General features: G+C 38.4%; 8 protein-coding genes. 6 read left to right on the top strand and 2 right to left on the bottom strand.

From position 1 onward, the window contains the following. Positions 1-30 precede the first annotated feature (30 nt). Together ACFSQP_RS05405 and ACFSQP_RS05400 are read right to left on the bottom strand one after the other, a co-directional pair. Positions 31-420 (bottom strand): hypothetical protein, encoded by a 390-nt coding sequence (locus ACFSQP_RS05405; RefSeq protein ID WP_376892390.1) that lies wholly within the window; start codon positions 418-420, stop codon positions 31-33. A 54-nt stretch (positions 421-474) separates the two neighbouring features. Beyond that, a complete protein-coding gene (locus tag ACFSQP_RS05400; RefSeq protein ID WP_376892389.1) occupies positions 475-3,927 on the bottom strand; it encodes a hypothetical protein in 3,453 nt (1,150 codons plus the stop codon). A 161-nt stretch (positions 3,928-4,088) separates the two neighbouring features. On the opposite strand from ACFSQP_RS05400, the gene ACFSQP_RS05395 reads away from it, so the two are divergent. The 6 genes from ACFSQP_RS05395 (at position 4,089) to ACFSQP_RS05370 (ending at position 15,790) form a co-directional block, all read left to right on the top strand. After that, the gene (locus ACFSQP_RS05395; RefSeq protein WP_376892388.1) at positions 4,089-4,871 is read left to right on the top strand and encodes an exodeoxyribonuclease III; all 783 of its coding nucleotides are present in this window, start codon (positions 4,089-4,091) and stop codon (positions 4,869-4,871) included. Between the two features lie 26 nt (positions 4,872-4,897). Next, positions 4,898-5,857, top strand: a complete 960-nt coding sequence (locus ACFSQP_RS05390; RefSeq protein ID WP_376892387.1) for an OmpA/MotB family protein — start codon at positions 4,898-4,900, stop codon at positions 5,855-5,857. A gap of 35 nt (positions 5,858-5,892) precedes the next feature. Further along, complete coding sequence (locus ACFSQP_RS05385; protein WP_376892386.1) at positions 5,893-6,930, top strand: aldo/keto reductase; 1,038 nt, start codon at positions 5,893-5,895, stop codon at positions 6,928-6,930. A 270-nt stretch (positions 6,931-7,200) separates the two neighbouring features. Then, positions 7,201-12,924 carry a T9SS type B sorting domain-containing protein gene (locus tag ACFSQP_RS05380; protein ID WP_376892385.1) on the top strand — a complete coding sequence of 1,908 codons (5,724 nt, stop codon included), beginning with the start codon at positions 7,201-7,203 and terminating at the stop codon, positions 12,922-12,924. A 22-nt stretch (positions 12,925-12,946) separates the two neighbouring features. Further along, a complete protein-coding gene (locus tag ACFSQP_RS05375; protein ID WP_376892384.1) occupies positions 12,947-13,861 on the top strand; it encodes a PorP/SprF family type IX secretion system membrane protein in 915 nt (304 codons plus the stop codon). Between the two features lie 18 nt (positions 13,862-13,879). Next, a complete protein-coding gene (locus ACFSQP_RS05370; RefSeq protein ID WP_376892383.1) occupies positions 13,880-15,790 on the top strand; it encodes an OmpA family protein in 1,911 nt (636 codons plus the stop codon). Positions 15,791-15,828 lie beyond the last annotated feature (38 nt).

Below are 15,828 nucleotides of genomic sequence, written 5' to 3'. Positions count from 1 at the left end.
GCCAGTAATAAAAAAAGAGATAAAACGGAATTAGGCTACTTTGGGAGGTTGAAAAACAGCTGGTTTTTCAAATAGGGAAACAGAGTCTGTGTAGTAAAAGTTTACTGGTGTCTCAATTAATACCTGCGGTGTTAACATAATATGTTGCGTTGTAAGCGCAAAAGCTACGCTGCTATGCGTGCAAGTATGTTGGTGGTCTTTAAAAGGTAACTGTTCGTGTTCTTCATGTTGGCTTGGCGGATGCACGTTGGTATCGGCATAATGTTCAATTAAAAACTCGAAAAATGTATCGCCATACTGTTCTTGATGGTAAGCGGCATGTTCTAATAAAACACCCAGACGCGCAAAATTGTCTTCGCTAATGTGAAGACTTTGAAACAGTATTAAAACTGAAAATAATATGGCTACTGTTTTTTGCATCTCTAACAAATGTACTATTTTTTTTGACTATTACAGTAACAAAGGTTACAAGACTTAAAAATAAGCTTTTAGCTGTACATTTCCGGTGTGTATTACTTGGCTTGTTTCGCTTTTTCTGCCGTAGTAATTTAAATTTAAATCGAGAAAACTGGTTAGTTTTTTTTGCGCTAAAACGCTCCAAGTAAAGTTTTTTCCAGGCTGTAAGCCTTCCATCATTTGGTAGGCAACAGCTGTATTGGCGCTACCTGAAAAATTATTATTGAAATAATTAAATTCGCCACTAATAGCTGCTTTTTGGTAATTAGCAAATGTAAAGGCAACCCCGTATTTTTGTTGTTTTAAGGTTTCTAAATTGCGAATGGTATTGGTTTTAGACGTATACTGGTAGAATACATCAAAACGGGTATTGTCGTTTAATAAATAGGAAATTTTAGGATTTAGGTTGGTTGCTTCAATATTAAAATTTTTGCTTGCATAATTTTCACTAATACTTACATTTTTGTTAAAACCAGACTCTAAATTGGCTAGCCAGCTTGTTGCAAATTTATGGGTAAATTGGAGTTTGTGACTTTCTAAATCGTTTTCAATAAAACCAAAGGATAAGGTGTTTTGTGCTTTGTTGTTTAAATAAGTATACGATGTGGTGTAATGTTGTTTACCGCGATTAAAAAAAAGTACATTTCTAAAATTTAGTTGTAGGGCCAATTGGTCTGCCGCTTTACCTGAAAACGGATTTAAATTGAAATCGTTGCCAGAGCGTTTTTCTTTTCGGTCTACTAAATACGATGTTTGGTTGTGAAAACGAGATAGAATTTTTTTGAAGGTACTTGTGCTGTTAGTCCATTGCTGCGGATTAATGGTTAGTAACTGACTTAAACGATTTTGGTGTGTTTTTATAAAAATTTGATTGGGAAGCAATACCCTAATAAAGTTTGCTTGATCTTGAAATTGCGAAATTTCGAACTCTTCCAGTTCCTGAATGCCGTTGTTATTATAGTCTATCCAGGTGTAAATACCTTGGCCAGCCTCTACTTCTATGTAGGTAAATTCTTGCTGCGGAAGCGTGCCAGAATTAGTTTCGAAAACTGTATTCCATAGCAGTAGTTGTTTAAAAAAGCGTTGGTTAAACGAAAGGCGCGAGTTAAGCGAATTTTCAGAGGCTTTGTCCTTTTCTGCGTCTTTTAAAGTCCTGTAATTAGCGTAAATAGATAAATTGGTGTTTGTGTTTTGGATAATTCGGGAGTCTATATAAAACGTATTAGACGTGTTTACTTTTTGCAATCTATCATTTCTAACACTGTCATTTACGCGGTATTTGTAACCTATTTCAGCAAACACTTTGGTGCTGTCGCCAATACCAGAAAATAGTTCGAAAGATTTGTATCGCTGACTTAAAGCTGTAAGTTCTTGCGTGTTAGTATTGGTCTGCTTATTAGCTTCAAAAGCCAAGCGTGTACCGATCCAGGCCTTCTTAAAACTGTATGTTATTTTGTTATAACTGCGTAAAAAACTGGAACGTGCACGGGTAGAATGTGCTTGCAAGTAACTGGAGTTGGACACTATTTGCCAGTTATTTAAGCGTAAATTGGCAAATGTAATATGTCTGTTGCCATTAAAATTATCTGTGTAATTAAGATGTTCAAATTGGTAGCTTATCAAACCCTTTTTGGCATGAAAGCTTTGTATGCCTGATTTTAAAAACAGCTGATTTCCCGGCTCTGGGGTACTTTGGTTAGCTTCTGGTTGAACTAAATTCCAGTCTCTATTAAATTCGGCATCGTAAATACGTTGCACGGACCGAAAGTTTTCTTGAATATAATCCGTGTCTACCATAGCGGTAAATTGCCAACTGCTATCTTTTTTAATTAGGACTTGTTCCACAGAAAGTTTTCCGGCAAAACCATCGTTATTGGCGTTATCGATATCAGAGAATAAGTTGAGGTCGTTTTTACTGGCAGCCAATTCAAAACCCACGGTTGTTTTTTCTGAAGGCGTATAGGCACCATTTACAATAGCCATTTGTAATTTAGTAGGCGCTATTAGTTGAATTATAGGCTCAAAATTACCTTGGGGTTGCCCCGCAATAGGAGCAACATACTTATAAATGGTAGAAATGGCGTTTATTTGCTCGCCATTAACCTCGTTGTCAATAATGTAGTTGCCTAAATTGGCGCCAACGCGGGTAAATGTAACGCTATAAAGTTGGTCGTTAGGATTGTTTGAAAACACAAATGCTTCCACACCATTTATTTGCTCTTTTTTATACAAAATTCTATTTTCATTGAATGCTTCTGGTTTTGCAGAAGGCGCTACCATTAAGCTTTTATCGTCTCCGGCATTGGCAAGAATTTCTACCTGCTCGGGGCTTAAATTTTGTTGTAAAGGGCTGTTTTTAGAATCTGCTTCGCTATAAACAGAAACTCCTAGTTTTAAAGCTTCACTATTATAGCGGCTTCCTCCAAAAACGACTAATCTGGAATAATTGCGCTCACTGTACTGATAGTCTACTGTAATGCGCATTTCCGACGTAATAGGAAATGTTGGATTAAAAACAATTTCGCCAGCGTTATAATTAATCACATAATCTTTATTTTCGCCGCGCTCCAAAGGAACGCCGTTTACATAAACAGTTTCGCTACCCGATACAATTAAAACGTATAGCTCTTGGTTGGGGCCTTTTAATTTGTAGGGACCTTGATTGCCTTCTTGGGCTGTAAACTGGCTGGTGGTAAACTGGCCACGTACCAAGGCTCCAGCAGCAAATAGGTTGGTGCTAGATTTTGGGTGGTTTAAGGTGGCGTTTACAGACAAACCTTGAACGCGTTTTGTGAAATTTCCAAAATAGGAATCTTTGTTTTCCAAGTCTACATCGCCTGCTCTTATTTTCCAATTATCGCTAAAAAGTTCTATAAAAACCTGATCAAATTCATCTAATCGCTGCGAATAACCTGCCTCTTGCAGTGGTACATTAGCATCTTGAATAGAGGCTCTAAGCGATACCTTGTCGCTTAATTTACCGGTAATTTGTAAATCCAGTTCGCTGTTTAAAACCGAATTTTGGTTGTTTCCAATAACTACACCACGCGAAATACTACCTGTGGTGTTAAGGCCATCAAAGGGTTTAAAAGTGGTTTTTTCGCTTGGTTGCGACAATTTATACAAGCGCTGTTGGTTGTTGGTATTCGCTAAAATGATGCCTTCATCCAGTTGTTTGTAAGTTTTAGTTAAAAATTCAGGATAAGACAAATAAGACACAATAAGTGAATCGGTTTCAATGGGCTTTTTAAATGTTACAACAGCTTTAGCAAAATCTACCTCGTAAACGGAACTATCTATAAAAGTGGTGTCGGATGTTTTTAAAGAAAAAAAACTAGAATTTATGCTTACCGAGTCAATAACAATAACATTATTAAAGGCAATCTTTTTTGTTTTGTAGTTGGAATCTGGCTGTTGCGCAAAGGCACAAAAGCTAAATAAACACGCAAAAAAGTAAAACCAGTATCTCATGTAGTGTTAAACTGCTAATTGAAGAAATTATTTTGTTAATACTTTCTGTTAAATCCGCATTAAATTAATAGTGTAAAAGTAACGCATTATTTATTTTAGCTGAAATTATTTTAAAAGCCCAGAACTATTAGGGTACGAACCTCATTTTAGAAAAAGTATTCATGAAAATTATTTCATATAACGTAAATGGCATCCGAGCTGCCTTAAATAAAGGATTTTTAGATTGGTTAAAAGCAGCTAACCCTGATGTTATTTGTCTTCAAGAAATAAAAGCCTTAAAGGAACAGCTGGATTTAGAACTTTTTGAGGCGGCAGGCTATAAATATCATTATTGGTTTTCGGCAGAAAAAAAAGGCTATAGTGGTGTGGCTATTTTAAGTAAAATAGAACCAACGCAGGTAACCTATGGAACAGGAATAGCCTCCATGGATTTTGAAGGGCGTAATATTCGTGCCGATTTTCCGGCTAGTGCAAATAATGGCACGCCTGTTTCTGTAATGAGTTTGTATTTGCCTTCTGGAACCAATGATGCCCGTTTGCAGCATAAATTTGATTATATGGATATGTTTTACGATTACGTAAACCAATTGGTTGAGGAAGTTCCCAACCTTGTTATTTGTGGCGACTATAATATTTGTCATGAAGAAATAGATATTCATAATCCTAAAATGAAAGGCGTGTCCGGATTTTTACCAGAAGAACGCGAATGGCTTGGAAATTTTATAGATAGTGGTTTTATAGATTCGTTTAGATATTTACACCCTGAAAAACAAGTGTTTAGTTGGTGGAGTTACCGAGCTAATTCTCGGGCTAATAACAAAGGATGGCGTTTGGACTACGCTATGGTTTCCAAACCGTTAAAAGACGCAATAAACCGGGCCGTTATACTAACAGACGCGGTACATAGCGATCATTGCCCAATTTTACTAGAACTAAAAAGTTAACCTCAATATAAAATAGTTAATACAGCATGAAAAACCTTATAGCAGCCTCTGCGCTTTTACTTGTAACCACAACGGCCTGTGTGTCGCCTAAAGTGTATAAAGATTTAGAAGAAAAATACGCCACGCTTAAAACAGAACACAGTGCCTTAACTGATGAAAATAATGAGTTAGCAGCAACCAAAAACAAGGCTTTAAACGATTTAGAAAGCTTGCAAAAAGCCCATAATCAGGTGGTGGCAGAACGCGACAGGTTGCAGCAAGCCTTAGATGTTTTGCAAAATAAGTTTAACGTGTTAAAATCGTCCTACGAAGCTTTGGAAACAAACAGCTCTGCTGCCATAGCAAAAAATACGCAAAAAAACCGAGAGCTATTAGCGCAATTAGAAGCGAAAGAACAAGCTCTAGCGGCCGAAAATGCACGTTTGCAAACACTTAAAAGCGCATTAGAAGAGCGCTCTGGTCGTATTGCCGAATTGGAGGGAATGATAGCTGCCAAAGAAGCCGATATGAAACGTTTAAAGGATGCCGTTTCTAGTGCCTTAACAGATTTTGAAGGAAAAGGTTTAACAGTAGAGCAACGCGACGGTAAAGTATATGTATCTATGGAGAATAAATTGCTGTTTCAATCTGGTAGTTGGGCAGTTGGTACACAAGGAAAACAGGCGGTAAAACAATTGGGAGCCGTACTAGCAGATAACCCCGAAATTGCAGTTTTAATTGAAGGCCATACAGATAATGTACCCTATAATGGTAGTGGCCAATTAAGTGGTAATTGGGATTTATCTACCAAACGAGCCACCGCTATTGTAAATATTTTACGAGAAAATGCTGCTATTAATCCAGAAAATTTAACAGCAGCCGGACGTGGCGAGTACGCACCAGTTGCAACAAACGACAGCGCAGAAGGTAGAGCCAAAAACCGACGAATTGAGGTGATTTTAACCCCTAAATTGGATGAAATTTCCAAATTACTAAACGATTACTAAAATAATTTACACGCTTAAATTTTAATTTTTTCTTCATGAAATATACCACACTACCGCATACCAATATTAAAGTAAGTAAACTTTGTTTAGGCACCATGACCTGGGGCAACCAAAATACCCAAGCAGAAGGGTTTGAGCAAATGGATTTTGCGGTAGCTAATGGTATTAACTTTTTTGATACAGCCGAGTTGTATCCTGTTCCTGCTACAGCACAGACCTATGCCGAAACAGAGCGCATAATAGGGAATTGGTTTCAAAAAACGGGAAACAGAGACCGGGTGGTGCTCGCGTCTAAAATTGCAGGACCAGGCGATTATACGGCGCACATACGCACTAACGGATTTAGTCCGGAAGCTCTAATGGATGGTGTTAATCAGAGTTTGAAGCGTTTAAAAACCGATTATATCGATTTGTATCAACTGCATTGGCCAGAGCGTAAAACCAACACTTTTGGAATTCGCGACTACGCCCATAATACAACCGATGCTTGGGAAGATAATTTTAAGACCATTTTAATGACTTTAGACGACCTTATAAAGGCTGGAAAAATTAGACATGTAGGAATATCTAACGAAAAAGCTTGGGGAACCATGCGCTATTTGGAAGAGGCACGTAGGCATGACTTGCCAAAAATGATAACCATTCAAAATGCATACTCCCTATTAAATCGCGTTTTTGAAGGCGATTTAGCCGAAATAGCCATACGCGAAAATATAGGTCTTTTAGCGTATTCGCCTATGGCTTTTGGTGTGCTTTCGGGTAAATATGTTAAAAACCAAGCCGCTGATAATGCCCGCTTAAAACTGTTTCCACGATTTGCACGTTACAGTGGCAAGCAAGCAACGGAGGCAACAAAGCATTACTTAAAAATTGCAGAAAAGCACCAAGTAAGCTTGGCACAAATGGCTTTAGCTTTTGTAGCTACTAGACCTTTTGTTACCAGTTCCATAATAGGCGCCACTAATATGACGCAACTAAAGGAAAATGTAGCAAGTATAAACATGGAAGTAACACCTTCGATGTTAGAAGCTATTAATGAAATTCATGAAATGTTTCCAAATCCTGCACCATAAATCTTAAAATATTACAAAATCTCCCATTAACTGGTAATTTTCATCGAAGCTTTTTTCAATTCATCGATTAAATAAGTATTTAATCTATTAAGCGCTTGTTAAATGATTCTTAACATAGTTTTTTTATAATTTTAGGAATTAAAATAAAAACTAATCATTAGTACAATTTAGCTTTATAACTAGGGTTTTTAGGTGCTTCAATCTAAAAGGTCGTTTTTAAGTTTTTTTGTGCTCTGATAGCCAATAGATTAACTAACTTAGATTTAAACAATGAAAAAAATTACCCTTTCAATTCTCTTTGGAATTATATCCTTTTTTGGATTTTCCCAAATTGGATTAGTTGAAAATTTCGATGCAGGTTTAACCTTACCTCCGGGATGGACAGGTGCTGGTTATGCTGGATCTGTATTCCAGCCTTGTAGTGTTGTTTCCTTAAGAGCCAATTTAAGTGCAAGCAACCTTACCGACGATTTGATTTCACCAAACATCGTGGGCGAATCAAATGGTACCGATTTAACCGTTGCTCTAGATTACAAAATTGTAGACTGGTCCGCAGCCGTAGATCCAACCAACCCAGGTTGGGGAGAATTGAATATTCAATACTCAACAGACAATGGTGTTAACTGGATTACCGCGGGATCTATAAACGATACCAATCACCAAACGGCTAATACATGTGCCACTTTTAGTGTGGTTGTACCGGCCGCTGCTATTCCTATAGGTACCGATGTAAAGTTGAGATTTGAAAACGTTTATTTTTCAGGTAACTACTATTTTTATATCGATAATGTAAGAGCCACCCAAGTTGTGGTAGATCCGCCTTCTTGTTCTAATCTACTTAGTCCAGCAAACGGTGATACCGGTGTAGATATTAATGCTAATTTAAGCTGGCAGCCTGCTACGGGTATTCCAACAGGATATACACTTACAGTAGGTACTACACCAGGAGGTAACGATATAGTGGATAATCTAGATGTAGGGCTATCTACTTCTTACGATTTACCACAGTTAGAATATTCTACCACATATTATGTAACGATTACGCCATTCAACGCTAATGGCGACGCTGTTGGTTGTACAGAGCAATCCTTTACTACGGGTGCCGATCCTAATGCTCCGGTAGATTGTGCTTCTGGTATTCCAATTAATACCGTATTCTGTTACACCAATAACGACACAACAACATTTAGTTTTGTAAGTAGCGATGGTTCGCCATTGTTTGTAGTTTTTAACTCTGGTCGTACAGAAAATAACTGGGATGAGTTAGTTGTTACCGATTCAGACGGTACTAACCTATATACAGGTTATGGAAATAATGGCGATCTTACAGGATTGCAATTTACCTCTACAGGCGATACCATTACAATAGGTGTAACCTCTGATGGTTCTGGAATTAGTTGTACTACAGCGCCTTGGGATTTTGATGTATACTGTGTGGATACTTCTGTTGTTCCTAACTGTAACTCAGATTTAACGGTACCAGTAAATGGTGCGGTAGATGTAGATGAAAATACCGATATTTCTTGGAGTCCGGCCACCATTTTTGTTACGGGCTACATACTTAATGTTGGAACAACACCAGGAGGAACAGACGTTATTGACAACTTGGATGTTGGAGACGTATTAACATACGATTTAGGAACTTTAGTTTACGATCAAACATACTACGTAACTATTATTCCTTATAACGATAATGGTCAAGCTACAGGCTGTACAGAGGAAAGTTTTACAGTACGTGCCGATCCAAATCAAATAATTGATTGTGCTAATAACCAAATTTTAAACACCGTTTTCTGTTATGAAAATGGAAACAATGCCTTCCAAGAAATTTTCAGTTTCCAGAGCTCGGATGGTAGCCCGTTAAATATGTTCTTTAATTCTGGAACCATTGAATCTTGTTGTGATAATATTAGAATACAAGATGGAAATGGAACTATTCTTTTTGAGGGTAATAACGGTGGCGATTTAGCAGGTCTTTCTATTGTGTCGCAAACAGATAGATTAGTAATGTTCTATGAGGCAGATGGATCTGTTAGTTGTGAAAGTGGTTCTAGAACACCATGGGATTTTGACGTATCGTGTGTAGACACTACGGCTGTTCCTAACTGTAACGCAGCCTTAACCGAGCCACTAAATGGCGCTGTTGGTGTAGATGAAGACACCAACTTAACATGGTCTGCTGCTAGTATTTTTGTTACAGGTTATACCATTAACATGGGAACAACACCAGGTGGAACGGATGTTTTAGATGGTGTAGATGTTGGTAACGTGTTAACTTACGACATTCCTCAAACCTTAACGTTTGATACAACTTACTACGTAACAATTATTCCTTACAACGATAATGGACCTGCTACGGATTGTACAGAAGAGAGTTTTACAGTTAGAAGCGACCCATTCCAAATAGTAGATTGTGAAACCAATCAGATAGTAAATACCGTATTCTGCTATGAAAACGGAAACAACACGTTTATAGAAATATTTAGTTTCCAAAGTTCTAACGGAAACCCATTAAATATGTTCTTTAATTCAGGAACAATTGAGTCCTGCTGTGATAATATCAGAATAGAAGAAGCCGATGGTACCGTTATATACGAAGGAAACAACGGTGGTAATTTAGCAGGCCTGTCTTTAAACTCTGTTGGCGATACCATGATCATGTTTTACGAATCGGATGGTTCCGTAAGTTGTGAAAGTGGTTCTAGAACACCATGGGATTTTGATGTATCTTGTATTGATACAACGGCTGTTCCAAACTGTAATGCCGAGTTATTGTCTCCTGCAAATGCATCTGTGGATATTGATGAAAATGCCGATTTAACATGGAGCCAAGCTTCTGTTATCGTTACAGGTTACTTCTTATCCATTGGTACAACACCAGGAGGAACAGATGTTCTGGATAACTTTGACGTTGGCGATGTGCTAACTTACGACCCAGGAACGTTACTTTATGAAACAACTTATTATGTAACCATTACACCATATAACGATAATGGTTCAGCAACTGGTTGTACAGAATATAGCTTTACTACGCGCCCTGATCCAAATCAGATAGTAGATTGTGAATCTGGTGTGCCTGTAAACACGACTTATTGCTACACAGCTAACGATGATACCGAGTTCAACTTTGCAAGTTCAACAGGCTTCCCTTTAGTATTGGAGTTTAACGCTGGTCAGGTTGAAAACAACTGGGATGAACTAATTGTATTAGATTCCGATGGTACTGTGTTATACGAAGGATACGGAAATAATGGCGATTTAACAGGTTTAACATTTACAAGTACAGGAGCAACCTTAACCGTAATTATTGATTCAGATGGTTTTGGTAGCTGTACAACAAGTGGCTATACACCATGGGATTTTGATGTATATTGTCAAACATGTTTACCACAAACAGTAGACTTTAATGTTATAAATGGCGATTGTATTTCAGATCCAAACAACCCTTCTTTTGAAGTAGAGGTTGATATTACAGACATGGGTGATGCTACAAGTTTACTTGTTACCGATAACCAAGGTAGTGCACCAATTACTGTAACCGAGGTAAGTACACTAATTTTAGGCCCTTACCCAGCTTCAACTAACATTGTTGTTACTGTAGAAAACGAAAACGATGCCAACTGTATTACGGTAAGTAATCCATTAGCATTTTTATGTCCACCACCACCAAACCCTTGTTCTATTGTTTACGCAGGTGAGGATGGTGAAGTAGATTGTAACACACCAGAAGCAACACTGGCAGGAAACTTCCACTTATATGGACAAGACACCAATAATTACGAAATAAACGCTATAGACACGTGTCCAACACCACCAGTAGATGGTGCTACACCAACAAGTGTTAATACAGATGATATTTGGTCCGATGTGATAGATCTTGGATTTGATTTCTGTTTCTACGGCGGCGTTTACGACAAAGTTATAATTGGTTCAAACGGTGTGGTAAGTTTCGAAATTGAAAATGCAAATACTGGAAATGGCTGGGCTTTAGGCAGTGGCGACCAACTTCCAAATGCTACAAATGCAACTATAACAGAAGGAAACATTTTTGGTGTAGGACATGATATCGATCCGTCGGTTTGTGGTAGTATTGATTATGTCGTATTAGGTTCGGCACCTTACAGACAATTTGTAGTAAATTACAACGCTGTTTGTCATTTTGGTTCACAATGTAATTCTAATACAACCACATCACAAATCATATTACACGAGTCATCAAATAACATTGATATTCACGTATTAAGTAAGCCAACCTGTACAGATTGGAACGGCGGTAGAGCTGTTATTGGTTTACAAAATGTAGACGATACTGCAGCAACAACACCTCCAGGACGTAACACAGGTGTTTGGACGGTAACAGAACCAGAATCTTGGAGATTCTCGCCATCTGGCACACCTAACTATACCTTGCAATGGACAGATGAAAACGGAACAGTTATAAGTACAGAAGATACCGTAGTGGTGTCTCCAACACAAACAACTACTTATAACTTCGAGGTTACATACGAATTATGTACTGGTGGTACCGCAACAGTTTCAGATGAGGTGGAGGTAGTGTATACAGATTTATCTACGTTTGATAGCTCCTTTACAATGGAAGCCGCTTGCGATAGTGTAACAACTACAATAGACGGTGATACAGGTGGAACATTTAGTTTTAACCCTGAACCAACCGATGGTGCTACTATTGATCCAACAACTGGTAATATTTCAAACGCTGTTGGTGGCGCAACCTATACGGTGCAATATTCGGTAGGAGAGGAATCGTGTCCATCTATTTCTACGCAATCAGTTACTATTCCTGAAGCTGGTAATACAGCATTCGAATATGTTGCAGATTGTACAGGCGCAACAGCAACACTTTTAGGAGATGCTGGCGGAACCTTTACCTTTAACCCTGCTCCTACAGATGGCGCTGTAATAGATGCGGCAACTGGTGAAATTACAAATGGAGTGCAAGGTGCAACTTATACCGTAGATTATTTTATTGATGGTATTTGTCCAGCCACAACTACAGTTAGCGTAACGCTGCTATCTGGCGGAAACCCTGCATTTGTATTAACAGGTAACTGTGGTAACGGTGCAACCGCCGAGATTACTGGCGATCTTGGTGGTACGTTTAGTTTTAATCCAGCCCCAACAGATGGTGCAGTGATTGATGTTAACACAGGTGAAATTACAAATGGTGTAGGTGGTTCAACCTATTCTGTGGAATACACCCTAACAGAGGTATGTACGGTTTCTAGCATTGAAACAGTTACGCTTCCAGAAACGGAGGATCCAAGCTTCGAGGTTGCTAATTTAGAATGTTCTAGTGCTACCTTTACGGTTACAGGAACTGCTGGTGGTTCATTTGCCTTTAGCCCTGATTTAGGCGATGGCGCTGAAATAGATGCAACAACGGGCCAAATAACCAACGGTACGCCAGAGCAAACTTACACAGTAGCTTATACCACACCAGGTGCGTGTTCGGCTTCTAGTACCGTAATGGTTACATTAGAACCAAGTAACGAAGATCCATCTTTTACAGTAATACCAACTTGTAATGGTGCCACTGTTGAAATAACAGGCGATTTAGGTGGTGTGTTCTCGTTTAACCCAGAGCCTAACGATGGTGCAACTATTAACCCAAGTACGGGTGAGGTTGAGAACGGTGTAGCTAATACCACATACACCATCCAGTATACTACAGGCGGACCATGTCCACTGTCGTCTACAGAGAGCTTTGTTTCGGATAATTGTATAATTCCGCAAGTTATTACGCCAAATAATGATAACGTAAATGATACGTTCGATTTAACCGGCTATAATGTAAGTAGTTTAGAAATATTTAACCGTAACGGTAGAAAAGTATTTAGTAAAACGAATGGTTATACAAATGAGTTTAGAGGAATTGCCGATAACGGTGATGAGCTGCCTGTTGGAACATACTACTATGTTATGAAATATCAAGGTGGTAAAGTGAGAACGGCATGGGTATATATCAACAAGTAAACGAACACAACCAAAATTTAAAATGAAAAAACTATATATAATAATCGTATTCTTATTGTCGGCATCCTTTATGCACGCACAACAAGATCCGCAGTACACGCAGTATATGTATAATATGAACGTCATAAATCCAGCTTACGCTGGATCTTATGAGGGGATTGCCATTGGCGCGCTTTACAGGAGCCAATGGGTTGGACTAGAAGGCGCTCCTAATACAGGAACGCTTTCTATAAGTTCACCAGTAGGAAAACGAGTTGGTTTAGGCCTATCGTTTATTAACGATGAAATTGGTCCGGTACGTGAGAACAACGTATATGCCGATTTCTCCTATACCTTGCCACTTGGAGCAGATAACAAATTAGCGTTTGGTGTTAAAGCCGGTGCTACTTTTCATAAGGTTGGTTTAATTGGTTTGGACGTGTTACAACCAGGCGATCAGTTTCTGCAAGAAGATGTAGATGGGGTAACACCTAACGTTGGTGCTGGTGCGTATTTTTACAAGCCAAATAAGTACTACGTATCGGTGTCTATGCCAAATATTCTTAACTCGGTGCATTTAGATGCTACAAATGGTAAAAAAGTTGGTTCCGAAACACAGCACTTGTTTGCAGGTGCAGGTTACGTGTTTAACCTGTCGGATAACTTTGCTTTAAAACCGCATGGTATGCTAAAAATGGCTTTCGATGCCCCGGTAAGTTTTGATGTAAATGCTAATTTATTTATGTATAACTTTATAGAAGTGGGTGCAGGGTACCGTTTGGACGACTCGTTTACAGGAATGATTAATTTTATGGTATCGCCTAATTTAAGAATTGGATATGCCTATGATAACATCAACTCCGAGTTAAATGTAGCCACAACATCCTCGCACGAGATTTTTATTAACTTCGATTTCAGCTTTACCAAAAAAGTATCGCGTTCACCTCGTTATTTCTAAACACTTAAGCTAAACATAATGAAAAACATTAAAATATTAATAGCACTTATAATCATGAGTAGTTTAAGTACAACTGCTCAAAATAAAGCTACAGAATCAGCAGATAAACATTTTGCCAAATTTGAGTTTGTTAAAGCCATAAAAGATTATAATAAACTTGTAGAAAATGGTCAGGCCGATGCTTATGTGTACGCCCAGCTAGGTGAAGCTAATTACAACATTTTTAACACTGTTGAAGCAGAACGTTGGTATGCAAAAGCGCTAGAAACGTCTCAAAGTCCGGAGGTTATTATAAAATACGCTCAAATGCTAAAAGCAAACGGCAAGTACGACGAATCCAACCAGCAAATGCAGCGTTTTGCTAGCATGCGACCTGGCGATGATCGTGCCGTAGCTTTTTTGGCAAATCCAGACTATTTACCTAAAATTTTAGAAAAAGGAAAAAAGTTTAATATTCAGAATCTAGATATAAACACGGAAAACTCCGATTTTGGCGGTGCTATAAATAATGGGCAGTTTTACTTTACATCTGCTAGAAATAACGCACGTCGTAATTACGGATGGAACGATCAGCCATTTTTAGATGTCTATGTTTCAACTGTTTTAACCGATGGTTCTTATCAAGAGGCGGACCCTGTTGAAGGCGATGTTAATACAAAATACCACGAAGGTACCGTAACCTTTAGCCCAGATGGTAATACTATGTATTTTTCGCGCGAAAGTTTTTTCGAAAATGAATATGAGAAAGATAGTATTTCTAACACAAAATACAGTGTATTACACCTGTACAAAGCAACAAAGTCTGGTAATAAATGGACCAATGTAGAGGCTTTGTCTTTAAACAGTCCTAATTATAACGTAAGTAATCCAGCTATGAGCGCAGACGGAAAAACACTGTACTTCCAGTCTAATATGCCAGGTGGATTCGGCTTATTCGATATTTACATGGCGTCTGTAAACGACGATGGTACCGTTGGTGAGCCTGTTAACATGGGCCAAAAGGTAAATACAGAAGGTAACGAAAAATTCCCTTATTCCAGTTCCAATGGTACGCTGTATTTTTCATCGGATGGTCATTTAGGTTTAGGTGCTTTAGATGTGTTTTATACCAAGGAAATAGATGGTAAAATGGCACCTGTACGCAATGTGGGTATTCCTGTAAATAGTAATGCAGACGATTTTGCTTTTTCTATTAATGAAGAAACAGGCGAGGGCTATGTATCCTCTAACCGTGAAGGTGGGAAGGGTAGTGACGATATTTATTTAGTGAAAAAAATTCAGCCAATTTGCGATGTGCTTATAGCTGCAACCATTGTAGACGCTACTACGGGTGAGGCATTAGGCGGTGCTATGGCAACCATTATAGATGCACAAGGCAATAAGCTTACATCAAAAATAAGCACAGCTGAAGGTCTTGCTGAATTTATGGTGGCTTGCGAAAATGATTCTGAAATTGAAGTAACAATGGATGGTTACGAAAGTAATAAAGTAGCTGTAAAAGGTAGTAGAGACGAAGAAGTAGCAGTGAAAATTCCATTACAACCAATCGAGAAAATTATTGTTGCAGACCGTGTGGAGTTGGAGCCTATCTTTTTCGATTTCGACAAATCGAACATAACGGCTACGGCGGCTTTTGAATTGGATAAATTGGTTCAAATAATGACAAAATATCCAAATATGATGATTAAAGTTACGTCTCATACAGATAGTCGAGGTCCAGATGCTTACAATGAGCTTTTATCGGACAGACGTGCTAAAACAACTGTTCAGTATGTAGTATCTAAAGGTATTGATGCGAGCAGAATAAGCGGTCAGGGTATGGGCGAAAAGGAGCCTAAAGTAAACTGTGGTTCGGGCTGTACAGAGGCAGAGCACCAGTTAAACCGAAGATCGGAATTTATAATTGTTAGCGGCGGCCCTAATAATTAAGGAAACGCTACCAAACGAAACATTAAGTCAAAAAAAAA

It is taken from the genome of Bizionia sediminis, from assembly GCF_042684585.1.
GTDB lineage: Bacteria > Bacteroidota > Bacteroidia > Flavobacteriales > Flavobacteriaceae > Algorimicrobium > Algorimicrobium sediminis.
This window is presented reverse-complemented; position numbering and strand designations above follow the sequence as displayed.